The organism is Empedobacter falsenii (assembly GCF_013488205.1).
GTDB lineage: Bacteria > Bacteroidota > Bacteroidia > Flavobacteriales > Weeksellaceae > Empedobacter > Empedobacter falsenii_C.
Window position 1 is genome coordinate 2009922 of record NZ_CP040908.1, and the last position, 25596, is coordinate 2035517.

The window sequence follows — 25596 nt, forward strand, 5'->3', positions numbered from 1 at the left end:
TACAATTCTAAAAAATGGAATTTCAAGATTTCTAAATCTTCATGAAAAAAATAGTACGCTTCATTATACCTTTATTCATAGTTGTTATTATGCTAATAATTGGAATAGAACAAACCCTTCGCAAAATTCCGAACGATTACAAATACAAAGCTGATTATTTAAAAGAAAATGGAAGTGAAATAGAAACTTTGATTCTTGGGAGTTCGCATACTTTTACGGGATTGAATCCAAAATTATTTAAAAATAAAACTTTTAATGCTGCACATTCTGCCCAATCATTGGATTTAGATTACAAAATTTTTGAACAAAATCGAAAATATTTACCCAATTTAAAAACCATTATTATTCCCATTTCGTATTTTTCATTTACAAAACAATTGAATGATTTTAATCAAAAAAAGTTAAAATATTATTCAATTTATTGGAATATTGATATTAATAATAACGATTTAAATCTTAATTACGAAATTTTTTCAGAACCTATTGATATTGATTATAATCGAATAAAAGATTATTGGATTGAGGATAAAAATAATTTGACAATAGATATTAATGGATATATAAATAAGCGATACGAACCAAGTTGGAATGATAGTATTTATGCTAAAAAAACGTTTGAAAGACATCGTGCAAATTTGAATTCAACTCAAGTACAACATATTATAAAAACACATTATCATGATTTAGAACAAATTATAAAACAAGCAAAATCAAATGATATAAAAGTTGTTCTATTGGCTACTCCTACAACTAATTTGTATAAAAATTATGTTATAAAAACACCTCAATATTTCAATTTAAAAAATAATATTAATCGATTATCGAAATATAATAATGTCATTTTCATCAATTATTTTATTAATAATGAAAATTTCAGTAAAAAAGATTTCAAAAATTCAGATCATTTAAATGCAAAAGGTGCAGATAAGTTAACGTTGAAGGTGGACTCTATTATGAATAAAACATTTGCGTTGATTACAAAATAAATCGAATATCTATGATCAAAAAAGAGCTTGATAAATCAAGCTCTTTTTGGGTTTATAAGTTGTGTGAAATTAGTTTTTATAAGAAATCCATTTCATCATTTCTTTTACAGTTGGTTTTTTACCATAAATTAAAATCCCAATTCTATAGATTTTTCCAGCAATATAAACCATAAATATTGTACTTATTAACAGCAAAAATAAGGATAAAGCTAATTGCCAAATCGGAACATCAAAAGGAATTCGAGTAATCATTGATATAGGTGAAGTCAATGGAATCATTGATAACCAAAAAGCAACTGGACCATCAGGATTTTCGAAAGTTGTCATACTTCCATAAAGTCCAATCATCATCGGAACTAAAGGAAAATATGTGAATTGTTGTGTATCAGTATCATTGTCAACAGCAGAACCAATTGCCGCAAAAACAGAGCTGTAGAACAAATATCCTAAGATAAAATAAGCAATAAAAGCAAAAATTATTAACGGATAATTAAACGTCAACAACACTTCGCTAATTTCTGTTACTTTCTGCATCATATCTGGATTAGTCTCCGCTAATTGTGCTTGATTCATCATTTGTTGTGACATATCCATTCTCGACGCTGCAATTGCTGGAAATAAAATCAATAACCCCATTGTCATCCCAATCCATATTGCAAATTGAGTCACTGCAACCATTGTTGTTCCTAAAATTTTACCCATCATCAATTCGAAAGGTTTTACAGAAGAAATGATAATTTCGACCACGCGATTATTCTTTTCTTCAACAACCGAACGCATAACTTTTACGCCATAAATCATTACAAACATGAAAATAATGTAAGTTAAAAACATCGATAATCCGATTTTCAACTCCATTCCTTTATCTTCTTTTCCGTCTGTAACATTGAAAACATTCAGGTTAACGCGAGCCTTAGAAGCTTCTAAAGCAGCTTTATCAATACCAGATTTTGCTTGTTTTTCTTTTTCAATCTTATCACTAATTGTTCTCGAAAGTTTTTCTCGATCAGTAATTCCAAGATTTCCATTTGTAATTAATTCTGTATTTTTCTCAATATTTTCATAATTTCCATCTGTATTTTTTGGAATATGAAGAATCGCATTCAAATATTCGCTTCCTTTCAACGTGTCCTTAATTGATTGCAATTCTTGAGGCGTGTAAATACTGAACATCATTTGTTTAGTCGATTTAAACGAGGTTACAAACTCTGTACTTTCATCTACAATTGCAATGTTTTTCACTTCGGAATTATTTGCAGAACTCAAAAAGAAAATCACAGCTCCTGCTCCAACAATCAACAAAGGCGAAAGAAAAGTCATAACAATAAACGCTTTGTTTTTTACTTGAGAAAAGAACTCGCGTTGTGCAACTAAAAATATATTTTTCATTTGAAAATTAGCTTAAAGATTAGGAATTGAACTTTGTTTAACGGCTTCCAAAAACACATCATTCATCGAAGGAATAATCTCTTTGAATTGATGAACTTGTCCAACTTGCATCAATTTATCTAAAATCACATTGGTTGGTGTTTCTTTATTATACAATAAATTAAATTCAGTTCGTTGATTAATGTTTCGTACATCCGAAATCTCAAATTCATTGGCTAAATTTTGAAGAGAATCAGCAGGAATTTCATTCAATTGAATCGAAAACTTTCCTGTCTTAAATTGATTTCTAACTTCTTCAATCGTTCCATCTAACACTTTATTCGATTGATTAATCAATGCCACATGATCACACATTTCTTCAACAGATTCCATACGATGTGTTGAGAAAATAATTGTTGTTCCTTTGTCTCTTAATTCAAGAATTTCATTCGCAATAATTTGTGCATTTACAGGATCAAAACCACTAAAAGGTTCATCGAAAATCAGTAAAGAAGGATTGTGAATAACTGTAATCACAAACTGAACTTTTTGTCCCATTCCTTTCGACAACTCGCTCAATTTCTTATTCCACCAAGACATCATATCAAGTTTCTCGAACCAATATTCGGTACGTTTTCTGGCTTCCGCAGAAGAAAGACCTTTCAGTTTTGCAAAATACAGTGCCTGTTCTCCAACTTTCATATTCTTGTACAAACCACGTTCTTCTGGCATATAACCAACTTGCCCGATTGATTTTTTCGTCAAAGGTTCTCCATTCAACAAAATTGTACCGCTATCTGGCGCTGTAATTTGATTGACAATACGAATAAAAGTCGTTTTTCCAGCACCATTTGGTCCCAAAAGTCCATAAATAGAACCTTGTGGAATATTGATACTAAAATTATTAAGCGCAACTTTATCTTTATATTTTCTTGTTAAGCCTTGAGCTTGCAATAAAAATTCCATTTTCTATATCATTTGATTTGTAAAATTAGTAAGAAGAAAGTAAATTTTGTTACAGATTTTAATGAGATTCATTCGGATCCCATACAATTTCTTTAAAATTAATCACTTTATCATTTATAATCTCCACACCTTCATTTTCTAACAATTGTTGCATCAAACTCGAAGGATTAAAATGATGTTTTCCAGTTAACAAACCATTTCTGTTTACAACACGGTGCGCAGGAACGTCTTCTCTATTATGTACATGATTCATTGCATAACCAACAACACGAGCCGAAAATTTTTCTCCTATATATTTTGCAATCAATCCATAAGTAGAAACACGTCCTTCGGGAATTTGACGAACTATTTCATAAATTTTCTCATAAGTATCAGAAATGATTTTTGTCATAATCTAAAGATTTATTGTAAATTTAAAGAAAGTAATAGAATATGAGCCAAAAAGTTCCAATTAAATCTCTTTTAAGCCGACCACGATTTAAGGTTTTTACACATTTATCAAAACAAGAATTTATTGATTTAATCAAAAAACATCTTGAAACTAATTCTACCGAATACGGAGGTTATGCGAATCAGGAAGTTGCAATGATTCGTGTCAGAAAAGACAAGGATAAATATTGGCATCCGCAATTGCAAATCAGAATTGAAGAAGATGATGATCATCCTGATTATTTGGTTGTAAGAGGAATTATTGGTCCGCCTTCTAATGTTTGGACATTTTTCGCATTTTTGTATGGTTTGAGTGGAGCTATTTTTATCACTTTAGGCTCTTATGCGGTTTCCGAATATATTGTACAGGGAAATAGTGTATGGATTTGGAGTATTCCTATTGCATTATTGATGGCTTTAGGTACTTATTTAGCTAGTTTATATGGTCATTATTTGGCAAAATATCAATTGGGAAGATTGTATCATTTCGTGAATGAATTGCTTCGTGATGCAGAGTTTTATCAAAATAGCGACGAAATTAAGGAATAAAAAAAAGCGACCTAAACAGGTCGCTTACAAGAAATATGTTGAGATAATATATTAATTAGATTACTTTCACATTAACGGCGTTGATGCCTTTTTTTCCTTGTTCTAAGTCAAAAGATACTTTATCGTTTTGAGCTACTTTGTCTGTTAAACCAGAAACGTGTACGAAGTACTCTTTTCCTGATTCGTCATCTTTAATAAATCCGTATCCTTTTTCTTCATTAAAGAATTTTACAGTTCCTTTATTCATAGTATTTTATTTTCGTTGATAAAGATATAAGATTTATTTACAAAACCAATATTAATTTTTAGTTTTTTTTTATAACAATTTTTTTAGGCTATAATTTCATTATAATTTTGTCTCAAATCATAATATTTTGGCAGGAATTTATATTCATATCCCGTTTTGTAAACAAAAATGTAGCTATTGCGACTTTCATTTTTCGACTAATCTTCAACATAAATCAAATTTAATTCAAGCAATTAATAAAGAACTTGAGATCAGAAAAAATGAAATTTCTACACCTTTAGAAACGATTTATTTTGGAGGAGGAACACCTTCTATCCTAAACGAAATTGAGTTAGAAAGTATTTTCGAAACGATTTATAAAAATTATTCGACCAAAAATTTAAAAGAAATTACACTAGAAGCGAATCCTGATGATCTGAACAAAGAAAAACTTAATTTCTTGAAATCAACTCCGATTAATCGTTTTTCGATTGGTGTTCAATCATTTTTTGAAGAAGATTTGAAATTAATGAATCGAGCACATAACGCACAAGAAGCTGAAACTTCTATAAAATTGGCGCAAGATTTTGGTTTCGAAAATATCACTATTGATTTGATTTATGGTTCTACAACCACAACTAACGAAGTGTGGAAACAAAATTTGCAAAAAGCAATTGCGCTAAATGTTCCACATATTTCTTCTTATGCCTTAACAGTCGAAGAAAAAACAATTTTAGATCATCAAATCAAAAAAGGAATCACTAAACCAGTTGATGAAGATCGTCAAAACGAACAATTTCAACTTTTAGTAGACACTTTAACTTCGAATAATTTTATTCAATACGAAATCTCCAATTTCGGAAAAGAAAACTATTTTTCTTTGCACAATTCTAATTATTGGAAAGGAATTCATTATTTAGGAATTGGACCTTCTGCACATTCTTATAACGGAAAAACTCGAGCTTGGAACATTGCAAATAATTCAAAATATATACAAACTATCAACGAAAATAAGCTACCTCAAGAAATTGAAGTTTTAAATGAAGTAGAACAATTTAATGAAATGATAATGATTGGATTGAGAACAATTTATGGAATAGATTTAAATCGAATTAATTCAGAATTTTCTCAACCTTTAGTGAATTCTTTTTATCAAGAACTCAATCAATTAATTAACGAAAATTTAGTCGAAAAGAAAGAAAATAGAATTATTTTGAAACCCGAAGCAAAATTTTTCGCAGACGGAATTGCTTCAAGATTATTTTACATCGATTAATTTGTTAAATTTGCGATATGAATGATAACAGACCAATTGGTGTTTTCGACTCTGGAGTTGGCGGTTTGACGTTTGCAAAAGAAATAAAACGTCTGCTACCAAACGAAAGTTTGATCTATTTTGGCGATACTCAAAATTTGCCTTACGGAGAAAAATCGAAAGAAGCGATTACACAATTTTCGGTAGACATTACTAATTTTTTAATAGACAATAATTGTAAAGCGATTTTAGTTGCATGTAATTCCGCAACAGCTAATTCGTTGAAAGAAATTAGAGAAGCCGCAGGAAAAGATGTTCCTGTTATCGATGTTATTTCGCCAGTTGCGGAGAAAGTTTCGTTCGAATTAAGAGAAAAAATAGGTGTTATTGCAACAAAAGCAACTGTAAATTCGGGCGCTTACAAAAAGGCTATTCGTCGTCGGAATAAACATATTACGGTTATTGAAATGGCAACTCCGCTCCTAGTTCCTGTTATCGAAGAAGGTTTTACAAATTCGACGATTTCTAAAGCAGTTTTAGAAACTTATTTGTTGAACAAAAAATTAGAAGGAATTGATTCGATTATTTTGGGATGTACACATTATACACATCTAGAAAAAGAAATCAATCAAGTGTTTGAAGGAAAAGTTGATATTGTAAATTCGCCTTTAATTGTCGTGAATCAAGTGATTTATCAATTAGCAAAAGAAGGAAAATTGGCTGCTAAAGATGCTGTTGCAAACTATACATTTTATATTTCTAACAATACGGATAATATTATAAAAGTTGCAAAAAAATTCTTTGGAAAAGATATTCAATTAATTGAGAAAAATTTAGAAACGAAATAGAACCGACCATTATTTGTCGGTTTTTTTATAAAATATTACGAACAAACAAAAACAAATCATTACATGGAAAAATCAGCAGAATTAATTGCATTAGAAGAAAAATACGGAGCGCATAACTATCATCCGCTTCCAGTTGTATTGGAAAAAGGTGAAGGTGTTTACGTTTGGGATGTTGATGGGAAAAAATATTTCGACTTTTTATCAGCTTATTCAGCTGTTAATCAAGGTCACTGTCATCCTCGAATCATCAAAGCGTTAAAAGATCAAGCCGAAAAATTAACGTTAACTTCTCGTGCTTTTTATAATGCGGAATTAGGAAAATACGAAAAATTTATCACAGAATTATTCGGTTTCGATAAAGTTTTACCAATGAATACGGGTGCTGAAGCAGTAGAAACAGCGCTAAAAATTGCTCGTAAATGGGGGTACGAAAAGAAAGGAATTCCAGCTGGTGAAGCGATTATTGTGGTATGTAAAGACAATTTCCATGGTCGTACAACTACTATTATTTCTTTCTCGAATGATGAAGATGCACGTAAAAATTTCAATCCTTACACAAGTGGTTTTGAAGCTGTAGAATACAATGATATTGAAGCTCTAAAACAAATTTTAGAAGAAAAAGCAGATAAAATTTGTGGATTCTTAGTAGAACCAATTCAAGGAGAAGCGGGTGTTAATGTACCTTCTGAAGGATATTTGAAAGCTTGTGAAGAATTATGTAAACAACATAATGTTTTATTTATCGCCGACGAAATTCAAACAGGAATTGCACGTACAGGAAAAATGTTAGCAATCGATCACGAAAATATTGATGCCGATGTTTTAATCTTAGGTAAAGCCGTTTCGGGTGGAGCTTATCCAGTTTCTGCAGTTTTAGCAAATGATGAAATCATGAATGTGATCAAACCAGGACAACACGGTTCTACTTATGGAGGAAATCCATTAGCTGCGGCTGTTGCAACAGAAGCTTTGCAAGTTGTTTTGGACGAAAAATTAGCTGAAAATTCTGAAAAATTAGGGCAAATTTTTAGAGCAGAAATCACAAAAATGGCAGAAGAATTTCCGTTATTCAAATCAGTTCGTGGAAAAGGTTTATTAAATGCAATTTTAATCAACGATACACCAGAATCTGAAACAGCATGGAATTTCTGTGTTGCAATGAAAGACAACGGATTATTAGCCAAACCTACGCACGGAAACATCATTCGTTTCGCTCCTCCTTTAGTGATGAACGAAGAACAGTTACACGAATGTTTAGCGATTATTCGTAAAACTGCACAAGAGTTTAAAAAATAATCAACAATAAAATGATATAGAAAAAACCTGATGAAATTTCATCAGGTTTTTTTATATTCGAAGCTTTAAATAACACTATGAATTCTTTTAAAATAAACGTTTCTGAAACGTACAAAAAGGCTCAAAAAAAATCGGCTGTTTGGATTGCTCTTTTCTTGATTACTCTTTTCTTTTCTACAATTTTGAGCATCATCATTTTTATAATTTGTGTTTGTGCAGGAATCGCTATTGTCATTACAAAACCAATGTGGATTACCATTATTTTAGGTTTGGGACTGTTGGCTTTAGGAGGTTTAATCGTTTATTATAACATTAAATTTATTCTGAATATTTTCAAAAAAACAGCTACGAATGGAATTGAAATTTTTGAAACAAATCAACCAGAATTATTCAAATTAATAAAAGAAACCGCAGATAAAGTTGGCACAAAACATCCAAAAAAAGTATTTATTATTGATGATGTAAATGCATATGTTTCCTACTCGAACAATTTGCAAAGTTTAGTTTTTCCAACGAGAAAAAATTTGTCGATTGGTATTGGTTTGCTTCATGGTATTTCTCAAAATGAATTAAAAGGGATTATTGCACACGAATTTGGGCATTTTTCTCAAAAATCAATGACAATTGGTAGTCATGTTGGGAATGCGACCAAAATTATGGAAGATATTTTATACAGTAATCAAACCTTGAGATTTGATGTCGATAATTTAGGTCAAATTAATGGAATTGTTGGTTTTATCTCGATGGGCGCTGTTGCTTACAATAAAATGATTGAATCTATTTTGAAAATAATTCACAAAAAATTAGAATTTAATTATCTAAAATTAAGTCGAGAAATGGAATTTCATGCGGATCAAATTGCGACAAATGTTGTAGGAATTGAAACGATGAGTAAACCATTATTGAGAATAGAATTATATCAATTTGTTTACCAAGAATTAGCCAATTTTTATACAAGTTTACAAGATGATAAAAAGTTTTCGATTAATATTTATCAAAATATGAATCAATTAGTTGATTTTTATATCGATGATTATGAACTTTCTTTAGAAAATAATTTAGCAATTGTTGGAATTAATGAATTTAATCAAAATCATTCGTTACTACAATTTGAAGATTTATGGTCGACGCATCCAGAAATGGACAAACGTTTGGCAAATATAGCGTCTACAAATCATCATTCTGAAATAGATAAATCTCCAAAAGCCATTACTTTACTTCAAAAAAATAATGAATTTGAAGAAGAATTTACATTCAATTTTTTCTTTCAATTAAATTTATATCGTGTCAATGAGATAGACAATTCAGAATTTATTGAAACGTTTAAAACCATTCATAATAAATACAATTACCCTAAAGTTTACAATCATTTTTTTTCAAATTATGATTTACCTTTTGATCGATTTAAAAAAGCTGATTTAACGGATAAACAACAAAATATTCCTACGAATGAATTGTTTTCGGATGAAAATATTATAGTTGCAAAACAATATTTAGCTTTACAAATTGATTTATTGCAATTAGATTTTTTTTCCAGTCAAAAAAAGCCGCAACCATTCAAATACAACAATGTTGTTTACAATAAAAAACAAGATGTACTGAAAGTTAAAGAAGAATTGGAGCAAATAAATAGTCTCTCCTTAAACTACTTATAATTTACTGATTATTAGTATTTTGGGTTTAAAAAGTTTGTTTTTTATTGCAAGAATTTGTATCTTAGAGCTTTAAAACCTTGCAAATATGTTGGGGAAAAATCCAGAAAAGAAGCCAGAATTATTCCGCCCAATGTTGGTGGATTTTATTGACCACGAGCATGAACTTGTTCTACTTTCAGAAAAAATAGATTGGAATTATTTTGAGAAAGAATTTTCGTCCTTGTATTCCAAAGTGGGCAATCCGAGCCATCCGATTCGGTTTATGGTGGGTTGTTTGCTACTGAAACATTTGTATAATTTGGGCGATGAGACGTTGGAAAAAGCCTGGATCATGAATCCTTATATGCAGCATTTTTGTGGCAGGGTTTTCTTTGAACACGAATTTCCTTGTGACCCGAGTAATTTTGTTCATTTCCGAAAAAGAATTGGCGAAAAAGGCATCGAAAAAATCTTTGCCTACAGCGTAAGAATGCACGATGCCAAGACGAACACCTCAAATTTTGTTTTGTCCGATACTACCGTTCAGGAGAATAATACCTCTTTTCCTACCGATGCAAAATTGTGCAAAAAAGTGATCGATTATTGCAACAAAATAGCCGGAAATGAAGGCATAAAACAAAGACAACGCTACACAAAAGTCAGCAAACAAATGGTGCGCAACACCTACAACGGAAAACATCCCAAGCGGGCAAAAGCGGCAAGGAAATCTCAAAGACAGCTCAAAACCATCGCCATGAGACTGATTCGTGAATTGCAACGGAATTTTAATGCAGAACAGCAAGAATTTTATAAAGATTTAATGACATTGTACACCAAGGTTGTCACACAAAAAAGAAACGATGCCGATAAAATTTACAGCATTCACAAGCCTTTTACCCGATGTATTGCCAAAGGAAAAGCGCATAGCCAGTATGAATTTGGGAATAAGGTAGGTTTGATAACCACCGCCAACAAAGGCAAGAAAATCATTCTCGGGATTAAAGCATTTTTGCAAACTCCTTACGATGGTCACACCATAGAACCACTTTTGGAACAGATGGAAACCGGTGGTCAAAAGCTCCCAAAAGAACTCGTTTACGATAGAGGTGGCAGAGGAAAATCAGAAATAAAGGGCGTGAAAATCTCCATCCCAAGCACTCCAAGAAAAAAAGACACTGCTTATCAAAAGCAGACAAAGCGCAAAAAATTTAGAACCAGAGCGGCAATAGAACCTATCATCGGACATTTAAAAACCGATTTTAGGCTGGCAAAAAATTACTTCATGGGAGAAACGGGACCACAAATCAATGCATTACTAGCTGCAACCGCTTGGAACATGAAGAAAATGATGGAACTACTGAAACAGAAAATTATTATCTTATTTTATAAGATACAAATTATGCTGTTTTCTAATCCTGTTTTTAAAAATAAATTAAATAGTGGGTTTTGTTAAGGAACGACTAAATAAGGAAAAAGAAGTTGAGTTTTCTGAATATTTAGACAATATCAAAATATTCTTCAGATCTAATTTAGATGAACAAAAATCTATTTTATTAGAAGATTGTATCAAAGTTGAAGCAGATTTATCAGCGAATATTCAATTGGTAAATGAAATTAGAACTCATATTAATTTTGCTACAAAACCTATTCACGAAAAACTAAGAATTGAGGCTTTAACAGTTTTGAATGATCAAGTAGAACAACTAAAAAATGTAACAAAAGATATTCTACAAAGTGAAATTGCAAAGGAAAAAATAACAATTCGAGAAATTGAAAATGCGCAATATTTTATAGATGAAGATTGGATTTTCTTTTTTGACTCTACAGGTTATAACAACAACGCTTTTGAGAATTTGATTGAAAATTTATACTTTGTAGATCAAGTTTCAAATAATTTATTGTTTCAAAAGAAATCTGCTTTTCTAAAAGAATACGAACCATTGTTAGACTATACATCAAAAACAAAAGCCTCTTAATTAGAGGCTTTTATTTTATATCTTAAGGAGCTAAACGCTCTTTTTTCCAATCAAAATCGTCTTGTAAAACATAACGAACTCTATCGTGTAAACGACTTGGACGTCCTTGCCAAAACTCTATTTCCGTGGGGCGAATCAAGAAACCACCCCAATGTGCTGGGCGCGGAATTTCTTTTCCTTCGTATTTTTTCTCTAATTCCAATTCTTCTGCTGCTAAATCTTCGTGCTCATCAATCACAGAACTTTGTGCCGAAATCCAAGCACCTAACTGGCTACTTCTTGGACGCGTTTCGAAATATCCATCCGAATTATTATCCGATGTTTTTTCTGCTACACCTTTTATAATAATCTGTCTTTCTAGAAATGGCCAAAAAAATGATAAACAAACATTCGGATTTTCTAACAAAGCTTTTCCTTTCTGGCTGTTATAATTCGTATAAAAAATAAAACCTTCATCCGTATATCTTTTCAATAAAACAACGCGAGTTCTCGGAAAACCATCTTCACCAATCGTCGCAACAGACATCGCATTTGCTTCATCCACTCCATCCGATTCTTCCGCTTGCAGAAACCAATCACGAAATTGTTCGATCGGATTTTCTCTTAACGAATCAAAATTCATCGACTGTTTTTCGTAAACTTTTCTTTTATAACTTAAATCTTGTTTCATTAATGATTATTTTATATTTTTAAACAGCTAATTGTATATTTCGTTAAGATTTTACTCAATAAAACCGAAACAAAAATGTCTATCAAAAGTATAAAAAAAGGAGCTATTTTGGTCGCAAAACCAACATTAAGTAATGATATTTTTCAGCGAAGTGTTATTTTAATTACAGAACACTTAGAATCTGGAAGTATTGGTTTTATTCTTAATCATTCTTCTCATATTCCGATTAGTATTTTTGTATCTGAAATAGAATCTGCTTCTATTGTTTTTGAAGGTGGACCTGTCGATAAAGAAAATATCTATTATATTCACAAACGACCTGATTTAATCAGAAATAGCGAAAAAATTGCTGACAATTTATATTGGTCTGGTGTGTATGAAGATGTACGCGATGCGGTAAATCAGAATTTGATTACGCAAGATGAAATCAAATTTTTTATTGGATATTGTGGTTGGGCGCCAAAACAAATCAAAGATGAATTAAACGATAATTCGTGGGCTGTAACAGATTTGGATTTTGATATTTTTGAGCGTTGGGATGCTGATTTGTGGAAAAAATTAATGAAACAGCTTGGAGGTGAAAACTTAATTTGGCTAAACACCCCCGCTGATCCTTCTATGAATTAATCGATTATAAATACTTAAAAATCGATTTTGTTTTGTCTAAAGTGTATTCTTTTTTACGATTTTTGGTAATTGGTAAAATTCCAACTCCATCAATCAAAATGAAAACTTCTTCGGCTTTCTGAATTTCGAATGGAAAAATTTCGACTTCTTCTACTTTAAATTCTTCGGCTTTATTAATTTTTGTAATGAAATTATTTCTCAAAACACTTGTAATAACACCTTCTTCTTTTTTCGGTGTACGAATTGTTTCTCCATTCACCACAAAAATATTTCCTCGTAAAGAACGTGCCATTTTTTTGTTTGCATTTAGCAAAATAATATCAGCATAATCATTCTCTAAACGATAGATTTCTGCAATATTTTCTTCTGGACGATACGTATTCACAAGTGAGTAAAATGCAGTATTGATCGCATAATCTTTATAAACATCAATCTCGTTTTCGGCTTGTAAAAACTCCCAATCATTGTCACTGTTTTCGATAGAAATCAAATAATTGATGGATGCTTTTAGATAATCTTCCTCATCATTTCTGAAAGCAAAAAATTCTACTTTTCCTGACTTGGTCTGATTTACTTCTGCTAATAAATTGATTTGTTCTTGAAAAAATTCTGGTGTAAAATCCAACGGAATATTCATGCGGTAAATACGCATAGCAGCCATTAGATTGAAATAATGATCTTCCCAATCAATAATTTCACCATTTACAAATCGTAAAATTTCTTTTACAGCATCACCATTACGAAAAGCTCTGTTCTGAATTCCTATTTCTGCATTTGCTTTTTCGACAATAACGCCACCTAAGTTAATTTTCAAAATAATAGATTTTAAACAGATCCTAAGATTTTTTTAAGATCTTCAATTTGACTTTCCCACAATTGTTTTGATTCTTCTACTTCGTCTTCATCAGCAAAATCTGTAATAACTAATGATACATCGTTCGTTAAATCGTCTTCTACAATTGTTAATTCGAAGAAATATTTTGTGTCTTCATCATATTCCCATTGAAAGCGCACGTATCCATCTTGCTTAGATTTCATCAAAAATGCAGATTCTTCGTGTCCATCCCAAATAAAAGTATATTTTTCTCCACGAGAATTTACGTTATCTGCAAACCATTCTGATAAACCTGAAGGGTTTGAAATATAGTTATATAGCAAAGACGGTGAAGACTTGATTGAAAATTCTACTTGATATTTCTTTTTTGGCATAATTCTATTTTATTGAAGTCGCAAGATATAAAATGAATTGTATCTACCAAAGAAAATCAAAATAAGTTTTGTTATAAAATCAAAAAAAAATTACCTTTGCAAAAATTAAAATTTAGGCGAGGTAGCTCAGATGGTTAGAGCGCAGGATTCATAACCCTGAGGTCGGCAGTTCGATTCTGCTCTTCGCTACAAATGAAAAGCCCAAACAGATAATCTGTTTGGGCTTTTACTTAACTACTAAAACCTATACTAATCTAAATAACCTACTACTTGATAAGCTCTTGTTCCTCTGTTGTAAATTTTTTGGTACAAAACACCTCCAAATTCATACAGATATTCGCCTCCATAATCTACTCTTTCATATCCTGCTGGTAACGCATATACGATAGCACCTAGAGGAGCTTGAACTACTTCATAATAATTTCTATTAGGGCTGTAATAAACTCCTTCGTAGAAATAATATGGATTTCTATTACCAATATTAATTGTTACATAACCCACTGGTAAAATATTAATTCTAAATCCTACATATGGCATATATCTCACATATCCACTGTTATAAGGACGATAGTAAATACCGTTATTTCCGTAGAAATTATAACTGTTGTACGAATACTTGTTATAGTTTCTTACATTCACATTAGAAACTGGTCGGTTTCCTCTGTTGTATGAGCTAGAATTTATACGAACTGGATTGTTGTAGAAATCTCTGTTTTTTAAACTCTCAGATCTATTACCTTGATTACCTTGGTTATTTTCTCTGTTATTTCTACTATTATTCCAATCTTTATTAGAACTTGGTCTACTACTTACAATCGCTGTATTGTTTCTATCTATACGTGTACTCGTTTCACGTTCTGTTCTATTTGTAGAATTCTTCCAAGAGTCATTCGTAGAATTACTGCGATCTATTCTTTCTGTTCTATTTCCTTCAATACGACTAGTTCTATTTTCTGTTCTAGCCATTTCAGAGCGTCCATTCCCTTGACTTCTTGAAGTTGCTTCTCTTGAAGAAGAACTTCTCTCACCACCTCTTTGACCTCTATCTTGAGCATTTACACCAACAGCTAACATGGCTGTAAAAGCTACTCCTAAAAGTGTAAATCTAATTTTTTTCATCATCCAACTTTTTAATAAATTAAGACATCTCTCCTAATACTATTTCCGTGCCATAATTATAAGTTTAAACCATAGAAAATGTTATAACAATCAAAATAATTTATAAGCTATTCAAATTCAATGAATTGAATTAACAATTTTGTTTGACAATTTTGTTAAATATTTTTATTCCTGACATCGTTTGTATTGATTTGTGAATTGATTACTTTTGTTTTTAAGAAATTATATAAAATGATTGACGTTAAAAATGCTTACATCGCCTTTATTAGTTTACAAAAAGTTGGACATAAAGTTCGAGAAGAAGCTAACATTTTTGCCGATAAAACACTAGAATACGACGAATCTAAGGAAGAACAATTGGTTCCTTTCTTATTAAGTCCTTTCAAAAAAACGCTCGAAATTAATCGTTTCACGCATTATACAGAAAAGTTAGAATTTAATGTTTTGTATAATCAATGCAAGCAAATGTTTGATGAAGAAACAGATTTTATTGATTTTTCGCAAGAAGTTTTAAGTCATTTATACGAGAAATCATTGCATCCACAGATCAAAAGTGGTGAAGTTTTTATTGCACTTTTCGAAAATATGATGTTCGACGGAATTCCTTGTCGTGGAATTGGAATTTATAAATTAGAAAATAAGAAAAAATTCTTGCGTTTCGACGAATCTCGTGGTTTAGATTACAACATTTGGAAAGGTTATAAGTTAGAAGGAATCGACAAAGCCTGTCTTATTCTTGATGCTTATCGCGACGAAGGTTTCCGCGTCTACTCTATCGATGATAAAAATGTGGAGTCAGAATATTGGAAGAAAAATTTCTTAGAAATTGATTTGATTAAGAACAACAATTACCATACGAAGAAATATATGGAGTTGATTACAGATTTCTCGAATGATTTTCTTTTGGATAAAACGGACAAAAAACAACAAGCCGAATTTATCTCAAATTCGATAAATGTATTGAATTCAAATGAAGTTGTAACGAATGAGATTTTTGAAGATCAAGTTTTGAAACCTTTCGAAATTATTGACGAATTCAAAGAATATAAGAAAGATTATAGCGAAAATAATCGCGTTGAATTTGTGGAAGCGTTTGAAGTTTCGGTTCCAACTTTGATGAAAGAATCGAAGAAAATCAAAAGTGAAATTAAATTAGATACAAAGATTAATATAAAATTAGATTTGACAAATCCAGATGCAGCCGAAGAATATTTGGAGCGCGGCTTTGACGAAGAAAAGAAAATGTATTATTATAAAGTTTACTTTAACTCAGAACAATAATAGTTAAATAATAATTACAAGCTCCAAAATTTTGGAGTTTTTTTATTTGATATACTTCTCAAAATAAGGTTTATATTTCTCTGATAAGCTAAACTCTTTCTTTCCTATTATTAAATTATTTTTCCCAAAAGAATTCACTTTATTAAAATTGATAATATGCGAACGATTAATCTGAATGAAATTTTCAGGTAAATTTTCTTTGATTTTTTTCAGTGTCATTAACGGAATATATGGTAACTCCTTGTCCTCGGAATATATTTTCAAATAATCTTTCATACTTTCGATATACAAAATAGACGAAAGCTTTATTTTTACTTGCTTTGCATCAATTTTAATGAAAATATCATCGTTTTGTTTCAATAAATTTTCCAGATTTTTTTGATGTTTTATTTTAAAAATTGTTCGTTCAAAATCTTCAAAACTATAAGGTTTAAGTAAAAAATCTGTTGCCGAAACTTTAAAACCTTCTATTGCATAATTGCTATAAGCAGACACAAAAACTATTGACGTTTTTACATTATTTTCTAACAACGATTTTACAAAATCAATTCCATTTAACTCAGGCATTTCAATATCCAAAAAAATGCTATCAACTTGATTTTGAAGAAGAAATAATTGGGCAGATTGAGAAGAATTAAAACTCGCAAGCAACTCTAAATCATCAGAATGATGAATAAAATTCTCTAATAATTTCAACGCTAAAGGCTCATCATCAATCGCTATACAGGTTAATTTCATTTCAACTTAATTTTTAGTAAACAGTTGTAAACATTTGATTCTATCTTCACTACATATTCATAATTTGACGAATACATAATTTCTAAGCGTTTTATCGTATTTTGAATTCCAATATTTTTAGAACGATTAACGCGTTTATTTTCAAAGATTTCATTTATTGTTTCTAAAATTAATAATCCATTTTCAACATTAATCTTCAAACAAATTTCACAATCTTTCGTCGTTGAAATTCCATATTGAAAAGCATTTTCTATAAATGTTAACAATATCATTGGCGCAATTTCTAACTCATTTTCAGAAGTAGAAATCTCAACTTTTAACGTTACATTTTCTGGAATCCGAAAACGCATCAAATCAATATAATTCTCGATAAAACTAATTTCATCTTTCAGCAAAACTTTATCATTTTGCTCTTCATTCAACACAAAACGCATCATTTTAGCCATTTTCTGAATTGCAGTTCTCGACTTCTCAACTTCAAAATAAGTTAACGAATGAATCGTATTTAATGTATTGAAAAAGAAATGTGGATTAATTTGTGCTTTCAAAACACTTAATTCTGCTTTGGTTTTTTCTTCTTTCAACAAAAGTTTTTTCTTTTCTTCTTTGTTCAAATTTTTAATCAAATGAGATGAAATTCCAATCGCGAAAATAATTAAAGCAAAAATTGAAATATAAATCGAAATGAAAAATGAATTTTGCTTCAAATTTGTTGGCTGATTTGGATGTAATATTTGATGAAGTTTTTGATTTAATTGTAATATTTCTTCCACTTGATTCATCACAAGAATCAGAAAAATAGTCAAAATTATTAACGTTAAAATATACAAAACGCCGTTTTTTCTCCAACTAATTTTTGGCAATAAAAAACCTACATTCAAATAATACAATATCATTAAAAAGACAAGTAAAATAGCGTGATAAATGTAATGTTCTATTGGTAAATTGATGCGATAGGTAAGCGGAAAAATGATGAAAAAGATAAATGCAATTCCGATCCATCCCAATAAATGGAAAATAAGTGGATATTTTTTTACGAAATCTTGCATCATCAAAACTTTTAGCTAAGTAACGAAAAAGCTTTTGGAAAGTGAACTAATTTGGTCGTGAAAAATTTGTAGTTCGTCTAAAAAAATTGTTCAATTCCGCTGTGACAAATACTTTTGAATAAAAATTATTTTATGATCTCAATTAGTCAAATCGTCGTTTACGGCATGTTAATTTTATCAATATTTGCTCCTTTTATTGCTTTGTATGCGGTAAAATTAGTAAAACAAGGAAAATATGAGCAACATATAAAAGTTCAAAAAAACTTATTTTATGCTTGTGTTACAGGCGTTATTTTATTGGAATTGACAATTCGTTTTTCTGGAGGTTCTGGTAGTTTGGTAAAAGTGAGTCCATATTTAGCGACAACGTTTTTTCATACTACACTTTGGGCACATATTATTGGTGCTGTTTTAACGTATATTTTTTGGGCTTTTACAATTTTCAAATCGAAAAATCAAAATAAGAAAAAACAATTACCTGGAAGATTTTCAACGATTCATCGTAAGTTAGGCTATGTTGTAATTATCGGACTTTTTTATACAGGAATTACAGCTTTTATGGTTTGTACAATGGCTTTTTTCTTGTAATTAATTCAATTTCAAAATACATTGATGATTCAAAATTTGAAAACCATTTTTCAACCAAAAGCCTTTTGCAGATTGATTTTCAGCTGTAAATTCTAATTCAATATATGCTTGATCGTTCAAGAAATTTATCGCTTCTTCAACCAATTTAGAAGCGATATTTTGATTGCGATAATTTGCATCGACATATAAAGAATCTATTCTTCCTTTTGATTTTATCGCAAAGTATTTCGGACGAAGATGTTTCGAACAAATAATATATCCCGCCAACTTATTTTCTATTTCAGCTACAAATACTTTTATGTTTTGTTGTTCTAAAATTCCCTTGAAAAAATCATCTATATCATGTTTATATGTTAAATCCATTTGATACAACGCATTAAACTCTTGATGATGTTGTAACAATTTTATCATCATTCTTTTCAATTCAGCAATATCATTTTCTGTAGCAATTCTTATCATATCTAAAAATAAAAAAATCCAGTTAAAAAACTCTAACTGGATTTACTAAAACTATTGTTTATCTAATTTTATTTTGTCTTGACCTTGTTGCAACTGATACAACTCAATAATATCCTCAATCGGATAATTGAACCAATCAACTTGTTTTTTGATTTTCGAATTTTGATCTAAATACAAATATGTCGTGAATTTCATCGCTGGAAACTTCATTCCATTGTATGTATAAGGCGAAAATTCTCCGTTTGCAATAATCATCGAATCGTTAGAAAATAATTCATTAACTTTCAATAATTTATTGTTTTCATATTGCATCGTTTGATCACTCCAACGAATAATATCATTCAATAAATAACGCGGATCTACCGTAGAACCTCCCGAATATTGCGCCACATTTTCATATACCAAACTATCATTGTAAAAAGATAACATTTTTTTGTAATCTTTTCGAGATGAATAATTTTCGAAAAAACGTTTTCCTAATTCATCATTTTTACTGGCTGAAGAAGAATTACAACTTACTAAAAAAGTAATTGCAATAAGACTTAAAATCCACGTAAATTTTATTTTCATTTATCTGAAATTCTTGTTAAATAATTTTCACCATTATCATCAGCCATTCCATCTTCATTGAGAATCATAATCTCCGAATTGTCTGACCAACGTAAAAATTGAAAAGGTAATTTTTTCTTTTTTGAATCGATTTCCATCAACGATCCATCATCCTTTTTGAACAATTCTCCATCATAAGATTGACCTTTATATTCAGCAGTAAATTTGTCATCTGCTAATTTCAAAACGATTTTATCTCCAAAATATTTTCCTTCAAAAACTCCTTTGTAAATAAGCGTTTCGCTCGTAAAAACAGAATTTTTCTCTAAAGACAATACATCTTCATGCGACAGACCATCCGAACTTTTATCCACTTCTACATTATCCTTTTTACATGAGAATAAAAAGAGTTGACTGATAAATAACAAAAAGAAAATCTTTTTCATCTGAGATGAATTATTTTTTCACGAATTGTTCAACATCTTTTCTCGAAATTGGATTGTCGCCCAAAATCAATAAACGTTCAACAACATTTCTTAACTCACGAATATTTCCTGACCAATCTAATTCTTTCAAAGCATCATAAGCTGAATTATCAAAAGATTTTTGACTTGAAGTATCTGTAATAAAATGTTCAACCAAAGCAGGAATATCATCCTTACGATCATTAAGTGCCGGAACATTAATAATAATTACCGCTAAACGATGGTATAAATCCTCGCGAAAACGACCTTCTTCAATCTCTTTTCGTAAGTCTTTATTTGTTGCCGCAATCACACGAACATTCACATTAATTTCTTTCTCAGAACCAACTGGAGAAACTTTTCCTTCTTGTAGCGCGCGCAAAACTTTTGCTTGAGCAGAAAGACTCATATCCCCTATTTCATCTAAGAAAATTGTTCCTTCGTTTGCCAATTCAAACTTACCTTGTTTGTCTTTAACGGCTCCAGTAAACGATCCTTTAACATGACCAAATAATTCACTTTCGATTAATTCAGCTGGAATTGCCGCACAGTTTACTTCAACCAAAGGTTTTACATTACGATCACTTTTTTCGTGTAAATGATGAGCAACCAACTCTTTCCCTGTTCCATTTGGGCCAAGAATCAATACACGAGCGTCTGTAGCAGCCACTTTATCTATAATTTGTTTCACTTCTGCAATTGCAGGAGCGTCGCCAATCATTTCATATTTCTTCGCAACTTTTTTCTTTAATGCTTTATTTTCTTTCTTCAATTCTTTATTTGAAGACATTAACGATTTACGGTCTAAAGCATTGCGAACAGTCGTCAATAATTTATTAAGATCTGGCGGTTTTGAAATAAAATCGTACGCACCTTTTTTGATCGCATCTACAGCCAAATCAACATCTCCGTGCCCCGTTATCATCACCATTGTTAAATCAGGATTGTATTCCATCGCTTCCGATAAAACTTCCATTCCATCTTTCAATGGCATTTTTATATCACTTATAATTAAGTCGTATTCTTTTTCTTTTATTTTTTCAAGCCCAACAGCTCCGTTTTCAGCTTCATCCACATTCCATTTAGGATTTTCGTCCATTAAAATGCTTTTCAAAACGTTGCGGATTGCCTGTTCATCTTCGATTAATAAGATATTTGACATCGTTTAGATCGTTTATTTTTATAAATTAAAATAGACTCAAAGATAATTGAAATTATTATTTTTGAGTCTACTTTTGATATAGATTTTAATACTTTTTTTAAGATGTTTTCACTTTTCGTGCATTTTCTAAACCTAATTCTTTAATAGAAACTTCTCTCATTTCTATTTTTCGAATTTTTCCTGAAATAGTCATTGGAAATTCTTGTACAAATTTCCAATATTTAGGACGTTTGAAATGAGCGATGGATAAACAATAAGCCTTCAATTCGTCTTCGGTTATAGTAATACCATCTTTCACTTTCACCCAAGCCATTACCTCTTCTCCGTATTTGATACTTGGAACACCAATAATTTGAACATCAGAAATTGATTCATGTTCGTACAAAAAATCTTCAATCTCTTTTGGTGAAATATTTTCTCCTCCTCTAATGATAATATCTTTAATGCGTCCAGTAATATTAATGTAACCATCAACATCCATTGTCGCTAAATCACCGGTATGCAACCAATTATTCTCATCAATAACTTGTGATGTCGCTTCCGGATTGTTCCAATATTTTTGCATGACGGAATAACCTCTTGTACAAAATTCACCAGCAATTCCACGAGGTAAAATATCTCCTGTTTGCGGATCAATAATCTTAATTTCTAAATGATCTTGAACTGTTCCAACCGTCGAAACTTGCTTTTCTAAAGGCGTCCCAATAATAGTTTGTGTAGAAACTGGCGAAGTTTCTGTCATCCCATAACAAATCGAAACTTCTTTCATATTCATTTTAGCTTGCACTTTCTTCATAATTTCAATCGGACAAGGCGAACCAGCCATTACACCTGTTCTCAAAGATGTTAAATCGAAACGATCAAAATTTGGTAATTCTAATTCCGCAATAAACATCGTCGGAACTCCATAAAGTGATGTACATTTTTCCATTTCGACTGCATTCAACGTTTTTGCTGGATCAAAACTATCCGAAGGAATCACCATACAAGCGCCATGCGAAGTACATGCCATATTTCCAATTACCATTCCAAAACAATGATAAAACGGAACAGGAATACAAACACGATCACGATGTGTATAATTTAATCGAACACCGATAAAAAATCCATTGTTCAATAAATTATGATGTGTTAGCGTTACTCCTTTTGGAAAGCCAGTTGTTCCAGATGTATATTGAATATTTACAGCGTCATCAAACTGAACAGCTTGCTCTATTTGATGCACTTCTGAAGTCGAAATTTCTTCTCCTTTAATCAAGAAATCATCCCAATTTTCTTCAAAAATGATGATATGTTTTAGTGATTTCGAATTCTCTTTTACATTGTTCAACATCACTTTATATTCACTTGTTTTGAAACTTAAAGCAGCAAAAACAGCCGAAATTTCTGCTTGATTTAATACAAACTCGAGTTCATTTTCGCGATAAGCAGGATTCAAATTAACCAAAATCATTCCCACACGAGCCGTTGCATATTGTAACAACGTCCATTCTGCACGATTTGGCGCCCAAATACCTACGCGATCACCTTTTTGCAAACCAATAGCAATCAATGATTTTGCAATTTGTTCAGTTTGTGAATAAAACTCTGTGTACGTCGCTCTATAATTTTGATCAACGCAAACCAAAGCCTCTTGCTGCGGATATTTTGCAACTGTATTTCGTAAATTTTCGCCAATCGTTTCTCCTAAAAGAGGATATTGTGATGCCCCACTTGAGTATGATAAGTTAGAAATCATGTGCTTATATTCTATGTTTTTAAAATTACTTTCCAACTCAAACTTAGCAACGATTTTCAGGAAAATAAATTTATCAGATACTAGATTCTAAATTTCTAAAAGAATCGTATTTTTTTATTAAAATCGGAAATAAATTCAAAAAAATGAAGGTTTATTTTTAACAAATACTTAAAATAACTCCATCAAATTATCCTTAAATTGTAAAAAATTACTGAAAAATGAATACAATAAACCACGACAATTATACTTCTATTTACGATGGAATAGAAGTTGTAGATGCTTTACAGACACGTATTGCTGACATCAAGAAAACATTAATAATTGTAACAGAATTAGATAAATGGGATTATGCATATGCAGAAGGTAAATGGACTATCAAAGAAATGATACAACATTGTATAGATTGCGAACGTATTTTTTCTTATCGTGCGCAACATATTGCGAGAGAAGATTCACAAACATTAAATTTCTTCGATGAAAATGCCTATGTATTGACTTCGAATGCAAATGAAAGAAAGCCTGAAGAATTGATAAAAGAATGGACAAATTTGATGAAAGCAACTTACTTTCAGTTTGAATCTTTTAATGATCAAACTTTAAACAAAATAGGAAAAGTTGGTAATCGAGAGTATTCTGTTGAGAAAATCGGTTATGTAATGGCTGGTCATTCCATCCATCATATGAATGTAATTAATGAACGATATTTATAAAAAAAGTCAGCTTCTAAAAAGCTGACTTTTTTATTTCGGCATCACATTATAAGTTGGATCTTCTTCGATATTTACCTCAATAACGCTTTTTGCATTTTCTAATAATCGAATAGAATCTTTACTCAAATGTCGAAAAATTACAATTTTATCTTGTTGTGCATATTTAGATGTAATAATATGTAAAGATTCAATTGCACTCATATCAACTATTCTACTCTCTTTCAAATCTATAACAATTATTCTTGGATCAGAATTAATTTCAAATTTCTCTAAAAAAGTAGAAGTCGAACCAAAGAAAAGTGGTCCATAAATCTCATATATTTTTCGTCCATTTTCATCAACAAATTTACGTGCTCGAATACGTTTAGCATTATCCCAAGCAAAAACCAAAGCCGAAACGATAACACCTACAAAAACAGCCAAAGCAAGGTTATGTAACACAATCGTGATAATCGCCACCAAAATACTTACAAACACATCCGATTTTGGCATTTTTGTTATTAATTTAAAAAATCCCCATTTAAAAGTCGAAATCGCAACCATCATCATTACACCAACAAGTGCTGCCATTGGAATTTTCTCAATCACTGGAGCACCAATTAGAATAATAATCAAGATTGTAATTGCACCAATTGCTGGTCCTAATCTCGAACGAGAACCTGCATCTAAATTAACAAATGTCTGAGCAATCATTGCACAACCTCCCATTCCACCGAAAAAACCATTTGTAATATTTGCAGCACCTTGCGCCAAACATTCTTTATTCGACGAACCTTTCGTTTCAGTCACCTCATCCACCAAAGTAAGCGTTAGCAAAGTTTCAATTAACCCAACCGAACCCATAATAATCGAATAAGGCAAAATAATTTTCAAGGTTTCTAACGTAAACGGAACACTCGGAATATGAAAACTTGGCAGTTCTCCTTTGATACTCGCAATATCACCAACAGTCTTTGTATCAATATGAAATCCGATTACCAATAGAAAAGTCACAAGAATTGCAACCAAAGAAGCTGGAATAATTTTCGTTAATTTCGGAAAGAAATAAACTATCAGAACTGTAATTAGCGTCAATCCAGCCATCGTATAAAAAGGTGTACCACTCAACCAACTCGTTATTCCATTCGTAGTTGATTTGAATTGTTCTATTTGTGACATAAAAATAACAACCGCCAAACCATTTAGAAAGCCATACATAACAGGTTGAGGAATTAAACGAACAAATCTTCCTAATTTGAAAACACCAACTACTATCTGGAAAACTCCTGCTAAAGCAACCGCAGCAAAAATATATTGCTCACCATACGTAGCATTCAACGCGATTAAAGTGATAACGGTAGCACCTGCTCCACCCGCAACCATCGCTGGTCTTCCTCCAAAAACCGCCGTTACAATTCCCATGATAAATGCACCATATAAACCTATTAAAGGTGATAAACCAGCTAAAATTGCAAACGAAAGCGATTCAGGAATCATTGTCATAGCAACAGTTAAGCCGGCTAATATTTCGTTTTTATAATTTATTTTTTGATTGAATTTTAAATATTCAGCAATCGACATCAGAAGTTTTATTTCATGCAAAAGTAACAATTACTACGCATCTAAAATTAGTAAAAAGCTAGATTAAATATCAAATTACATACTAATCATTGAAGTAATTTTATAATTGTTAAATATTTCTTAATAAATATTTAACAATT

The 25596-nt window shown here is 30.9% G+C and carries 28 protein-coding genes and 1 tRNA gene; 13 read left to right on the forward strand and 16 right to left on the reverse strand.

Annotated elements, in window-relative coordinates:
- Positions 1–89 precede the first annotated feature (89 nt).
- On the forward strand, positions 90–986 hold the full coding sequence (locus tag FH779_RS09360; protein WP_180904461.1) for an SGNH/GDSL hydrolase family protein: 897 nt from the start codon (positions 90–92) through the stop codon (positions 984–986).
- 69 nt (positions 987–1055) lie between these two features.
- Here FH779_RS09360 and FH779_RS09365 read toward each other — a convergent pair whose 3' ends face one another.
- From FH779_RS09365 to FH779_RS09375, 3 genes are read right to left on the reverse strand one after another with little or no spacing between them, the layout of a single operon-like run.
- The gene (locus tag FH779_RS09365; RefSeq protein ID WP_180904462.1) at positions 1056–2375 is read right to left on the reverse strand and encodes an ABC transporter permease; all 1320 of its coding nucleotides are present in this window, start codon (positions 2373–2375) and stop codon (positions 1056–1058) included.
- A gap of 12 nt (positions 2376–2387) precedes the next feature.
- Positions 2388–3320, reverse strand: a complete 933-nt coding sequence (locus tag FH779_RS09370) for an ABC transporter ATP-binding protein (protein WP_180904463.1) — start codon at positions 3318–3320, stop codon at positions 2388–2390.
- A gap of 58 nt (positions 3321–3378) precedes the next feature.
- Positions 3379–3711 (reverse strand): MGMT family protein, encoded by a 333-nt coding sequence (locus tag FH779_RS09375; RefSeq protein ID WP_180904464.1) that lies wholly within the window; start codon positions 3709–3711, stop codon positions 3379–3381.
- Between the two features lie 41 nt (positions 3712–3752).
- On the opposite strand from FH779_RS09375, the gene FH779_RS09380 reads away from it, so the two are divergent.
- A complete protein-coding gene (locus tag FH779_RS09380; protein WP_180904465.1) occupies positions 3753–4298 on the forward strand; it encodes a hypothetical protein in 546 nt (181 codons plus the stop codon).
- Positions 4299–4353: 55 nt separating this feature from the next.
- Here the strand turns inward: FH779_RS09380 and FH779_RS09385 are convergent, their stop codons facing one another.
- A complete protein-coding gene (locus FH779_RS09385; protein ID WP_038330556.1) occupies positions 4354–4545 on the reverse strand; it encodes a cold-shock protein in 192 nt (63 codons plus the stop codon).
- Between the two features lie 127 nt (positions 4546–4672).
- Here FH779_RS09385 and hemW point away from each other — a divergent pair, with 127 nt between their 5' ends.
- The 6 genes from hemW to FH779_RS09415 all read left to right on the forward strand — a co-directional run bounded on the left by hemW (position 4673) and on the right by FH779_RS09415 (position 11533).
- Positions 4673–5800 (forward strand): radical SAM family heme chaperone HemW, encoded by a 1128-nt coding sequence (gene hemW / locus FH779_RS09390; RefSeq protein WP_180904466.1) that lies wholly within the window; start codon positions 4673–4675, stop codon positions 5798–5800.
- A gap of 17 nt (positions 5801–5817) precedes the next feature.
- Positions 5818–6627, forward strand: coding sequence for a glutamate racemase (gene murI / locus FH779_RS09395; RefSeq protein WP_180904467.1), 810 nt, complete (start codon positions 5818–5820; stop codon positions 6625–6627).
- A gap of 63 nt (positions 6628–6690) precedes the next feature.
- Positions 6691–7923 carry an ornithine--oxo-acid transaminase gene (gene rocD / locus FH779_RS09400; protein ID WP_180904468.1) on the forward strand — a complete coding sequence of 411 codons (1233 nt, stop codon included), beginning with the start codon at positions 6691–6693 and terminating at the stop codon, positions 7921–7923.
- A 77-nt stretch (positions 7924–8000) separates the two neighbouring features.
- Positions 8001–9578, forward strand: a complete 1578-nt coding sequence (locus tag FH779_RS09405) for a M48 family metalloprotease (RefSeq protein WP_180904469.1) — start codon at positions 8001–8003, stop codon at positions 9576–9578.
- A gap of 85 nt (positions 9579–9663) precedes the next feature.
- Positions 9664–11010 (forward strand): IS5 family transposase, encoded by a 1347-nt coding sequence (locus FH779_RS09410; RefSeq protein WP_180904470.1) that lies wholly within the window; start codon positions 9664–9666, stop codon positions 11008–11010.
- Positions 10997–11533 carry a hypothetical protein gene (locus tag FH779_RS09415; RefSeq protein ID WP_180904471.1) on the forward strand — a complete coding sequence of 179 codons (537 nt, stop codon included), beginning with the start codon at positions 10997–10999 and terminating at the stop codon, positions 11531–11533. Before FH779_RS09410 ends, FH779_RS09415 begins: the two co-directional genes overlap by 14 nt.
- Positions 11534–11555: 22 nt before the next feature.
- Here the strand turns inward: FH779_RS09415 and pdxH are convergent, their stop codons facing one another.
- The gene (gene pdxH, locus FH779_RS09420; RefSeq protein ID WP_180904472.1) at positions 11556–12203 is read right to left on the reverse strand and encodes a pyridoxamine 5'-phosphate oxidase; all 648 of its coding nucleotides are present in this window, start codon (positions 12201–12203) and stop codon (positions 11556–11558) included.
- Positions 12204–12278: 75 nt separating this feature from the next.
- Here pdxH and FH779_RS09425 point away from each other — a divergent pair, with 75 nt between their 5' ends.
- Positions 12279–12830 carry a YqgE/AlgH family protein gene (locus FH779_RS09425; RefSeq protein ID WP_180904473.1) on the forward strand — a complete coding sequence of 184 codons (552 nt, stop codon included), beginning with the start codon at positions 12279–12281 and terminating at the stop codon, positions 12828–12830.
- 4 nt (positions 12831–12834) lie between these two features.
- On the opposite strand, the gene FH779_RS09430 is transcribed toward FH779_RS09425, so the two are convergent.
- The gene (locus tag FH779_RS09430; RefSeq protein ID WP_180904474.1) at positions 12835–13644 is read right to left on the reverse strand and encodes an aminotransferase class IV; all 810 of its coding nucleotides are present in this window, start codon (positions 13642–13644) and stop codon (positions 12835–12837) included.
- A gap of 11 nt (positions 13645–13655) precedes the next feature.
- Positions 13656–14039: an START-like domain-containing protein gene (locus FH779_RS09435; protein ID WP_038330532.1), complete on the reverse strand. Its 384-nt coding sequence runs from the start codon at positions 14037–14039 to the stop codon at positions 13656–13658.
- A gap of 115 nt (positions 14040–14154) precedes the next feature.
- On the opposite strand from FH779_RS09435, the gene FH779_RS09440 reads away from it, so the two are divergent.
- Positions 14155–14228, forward strand: a tRNA-Met gene (locus FH779_RS09440).
- 60 nt (positions 14229–14288) lie between these two features.
- On the opposite strand, the gene FH779_RS09445 is transcribed toward FH779_RS09440, so the two are convergent.
- Positions 14289–15158, reverse strand: coding sequence for a DUF6515 family protein (locus tag FH779_RS09445; protein WP_180904475.1), 870 nt, complete (start codon positions 15156–15158; stop codon positions 14289–14291).
- A gap of 231 nt (positions 15159–15389) precedes the next feature.
- Here FH779_RS09445 and FH779_RS09450 point away from each other — a divergent pair, with 231 nt between their 5' ends.
- Entirely contained in the window at positions 15390–16439 is a 1050-nt protein-coding gene (locus tag FH779_RS09450) for a nucleoid-associated protein (protein WP_180904476.1), read from the forward strand.
- A gap of 42 nt (positions 16440–16481) precedes the next feature.
- Here the strand turns inward: FH779_RS09450 and FH779_RS09455 are convergent, their stop codons facing one another.
- Both FH779_RS09455 and FH779_RS09460 read right to left on the reverse strand, forming a co-directional pair.
- Positions 16482–17177: a LytR/AlgR family response regulator transcription factor gene (locus FH779_RS09455; RefSeq protein ID WP_180904477.1), complete on the reverse strand. Its 696-nt coding sequence runs from the start codon at positions 17175–17177 to the stop codon at positions 16482–16484.
- Positions 17174–18226, reverse strand: coding sequence for a sensor histidine kinase (locus tag FH779_RS09460; RefSeq protein ID WP_180904478.1), 1053 nt, complete (start codon positions 18224–18226; stop codon positions 17174–17176). The genes FH779_RS09455 and FH779_RS09460 overlap by 4 nt, the downstream gene beginning before the upstream one ends.
- 132 nt (positions 18227–18358) lie before the next feature.
- On the opposite strand from FH779_RS09460, the gene FH779_RS09465 reads away from it, so the two are divergent.
- Entirely contained in the window at positions 18359–18814 is a 456-nt protein-coding gene (locus FH779_RS09465) for a DUF420 domain-containing protein (protein WP_180904479.1), read from the forward strand.
- Here the strand turns inward: FH779_RS09465 and FH779_RS09470 are convergent, their stop codons facing one another.
- The 5 genes from FH779_RS09470 to FH779_RS09490 form a co-directional block, all read right to left on the reverse strand.
- Positions 18815–19273 carry a GNAT family N-acetyltransferase gene (locus FH779_RS09470; RefSeq protein ID WP_180904480.1) on the reverse strand — a complete coding sequence of 153 codons (459 nt, stop codon included), beginning with the start codon at positions 19271–19273 and terminating at the stop codon, positions 18815–18817.
- Positions 19274–19324: 51 nt separating this feature from the next.
- Positions 19325–19843 carry a hypothetical protein gene (locus FH779_RS09475; RefSeq protein ID WP_038330521.1) on the reverse strand — a complete coding sequence of 173 codons (519 nt, stop codon included), beginning with the start codon at positions 19841–19843 and terminating at the stop codon, positions 19325–19327.
- Positions 19840–20268 carry a hypothetical protein gene (locus FH779_RS09480; protein ID WP_180904481.1) on the reverse strand — a complete coding sequence of 143 codons (429 nt, stop codon included), beginning with the start codon at positions 20266–20268 and terminating at the stop codon, positions 19840–19842. The genes FH779_RS09475 and FH779_RS09480 overlap by 4 nt, the downstream gene beginning before the upstream one ends.
- A 10-nt stretch (positions 20269–20278) precedes the next feature.
- Positions 20279–21448: a sigma-54-dependent transcriptional regulator gene (locus FH779_RS09485; RefSeq protein WP_180904482.1), complete on the reverse strand. Its 1170-nt coding sequence runs from the start codon at positions 21446–21448 to the stop codon at positions 20279–20281.
- A gap of 97 nt (positions 21449–21545) precedes the next feature.
- Positions 21546–23186: an AMP-binding protein gene (locus tag FH779_RS09490; protein ID WP_180904483.1), complete on the reverse strand. Its 1641-nt coding sequence runs from the start codon at positions 23184–23186 to the stop codon at positions 21546–21548.
- A gap of 218 nt (positions 23187–23404) precedes the next feature.
- Here FH779_RS09490 and FH779_RS09495 point away from each other — a divergent pair, with 218 nt between their 5' ends.
- Positions 23405–23896, forward strand: a complete 492-nt coding sequence (locus tag FH779_RS09495) for a DinB family protein (protein WP_084106811.1) — start codon at positions 23405–23407, stop codon at positions 23894–23896.
- Positions 23897–23926: 30 nt separating this feature from the next.
- Here the strand turns inward: FH779_RS09495 and FH779_RS09500 are convergent, their stop codons facing one another.
- On the reverse strand, positions 23927–25456 hold the full coding sequence (locus FH779_RS09500) for a SulP family inorganic anion transporter (protein WP_180904484.1): 1530 nt from the start codon (positions 25454–25456) through the stop codon (positions 23927–23929).
- Between the last annotated feature and the right edge of the window lie 140 nt (positions 25457–25596).

Coding starts and splice junctions, on each gene's coding strand:
- FH779_RS09425 (WP_180904473.1), top strand. CDS start 12,279: ATGTCTATCAAAAGTATAAAAAAAGGAGCTATTTTGGTCGCAAAACCA.
- FH779_RS09435 (WP_038330532.1), bottom strand. CDS start 14,039: ATGCCAAAAAAGAAATATCAAGTAGAATTTTCAATCAAGTCTTCACCG.
- FH779_RS09465 (WP_180904479.1), top strand. CDS start 18,359: ATGATCTCAATTAGTCAAATCGTCGTTTACGGCATGTTAATTTTATCA.
- murI (WP_180904467.1), top strand. CDS start 5,818: ATGAATGATAACAGACCAATTGGTGTTTTCGACTCTGGAGTTGGCGGT.
- FH779_RS09480 (WP_180904481.1), bottom strand. CDS start 20,268: ATGAAAAAGATTTTCTTTTTGTTATTTATCAGTCAACTCTTTTTATTC.
- FH779_RS09490 (WP_180904483.1), bottom strand. CDS start 23,186: ATGATTTCTAACTTATCATACTCAAGTGGGGCATCACAATATCCTCTT.
- FH779_RS09380 (WP_180904465.1), top strand. CDS start 3,753: ATGAGCCAAAAAGTTCCAATTAAATCTCTTTTAAGCCGACCACGATTT.
- FH779_RS09450 (WP_180904476.1), top strand. CDS start 15,390: ATGATTGACGTTAAAAATGCTTACATCGCCTTTATTAGTTTACAAAAA.
- FH779_RS09370 (WP_180904463.1), bottom strand. CDS start 3,320: ATGGAATTTTTATTGCAAGCTCAAGGCTTAACAAGAAAATATAAAGAT.
- pdxH (WP_180904472.1), bottom strand. CDS start 12,203: ATGAAACAAGATTTAAGTTATAAAAGAAAAGTTTACGAAAAACAGTCG.
- FH779_RS09500 (WP_180904484.1), bottom strand. CDS start 25,456: ATGTCGATTGCTGAATATTTAAAATTCAATCAAAAAATAAATTATAAA.
- FH779_RS09460 (WP_180904478.1), bottom strand. CDS start 18,226: ATGCAAGATTTCGTAAAAAAATATCCACTTATTTTCCATTTATTGGGA.
- FH779_RS09470 (WP_180904480.1), bottom strand. CDS start 19,273: ATGATAAGAATTGCTACAGAAAATGATATTGCTGAATTGAAAAGAATG.
- rocD (WP_180904468.1), top strand. CDS start 6,691: ATGGAAAAATCAGCAGAATTAATTGCATTAGAAGAAAAATACGGAGCG.
- FH779_RS09385 (WP_038330556.1), bottom strand. CDS start 4,545: ATGAATAAAGGAACTGTAAAATTCTTTAATGAAGAAAAAGGATACGGA.
- FH779_RS09455 (WP_180904477.1), bottom strand. CDS start 17,177: ATGAAATTAACCTGTATAGCGATTGATGATGAGCCTTTAGCGTTGAAA.
- FH779_RS09410 (WP_180904470.1), top strand. CDS start 9,664: ATGTTGGGGAAAAATCCAGAAAAGAAGCCAGAATTATTCCGCCCAATG.
- FH779_RS09375 (WP_180904464.1), bottom strand. CDS start 3,711: ATGACAAAAATCATTTCTGATACTTATGAGAAAATTTATGAAATAGTT.
- FH779_RS09495 (WP_084106811.1), top strand. CDS start 23,405: ATGAATACAATAAACCACGACAATTATACTTCTATTTACGATGGAATA.
- FH779_RS09405 (WP_180904469.1), top strand. CDS start 8,001: ATGAATTCTTTTAAAATAAACGTTTCTGAAACGTACAAAAAGGCTCAA.
- FH779_RS09360 (WP_180904461.1), top strand. CDS start 90: ATGCTAATAATTGGAATAGAACAAACCCTTCGCAAAATTCCGAACGAT.
- FH779_RS09445 (WP_180904475.1), bottom strand. CDS start 15,158: ATGAAAAAAATTAGATTTACACTTTTAGGAGTAGCTTTTACAGCCATG.
- FH779_RS09475 (WP_038330521.1), bottom strand. CDS start 19,843: ATGAAAATAAAATTTACGTGGATTTTAAGTCTTATTGCAATTACTTTT.
- FH779_RS09485 (WP_180904482.1), bottom strand. CDS start 21,448: ATGTCAAATATCTTATTAATCGAAGATGAACAGGCAATCCGCAACGTT.
- FH779_RS09365 (WP_180904462.1), bottom strand. CDS start 2,375: ATGAAAAATATATTTTTAGTTGCACAACGCGAGTTCTTTTCTCAAGTA.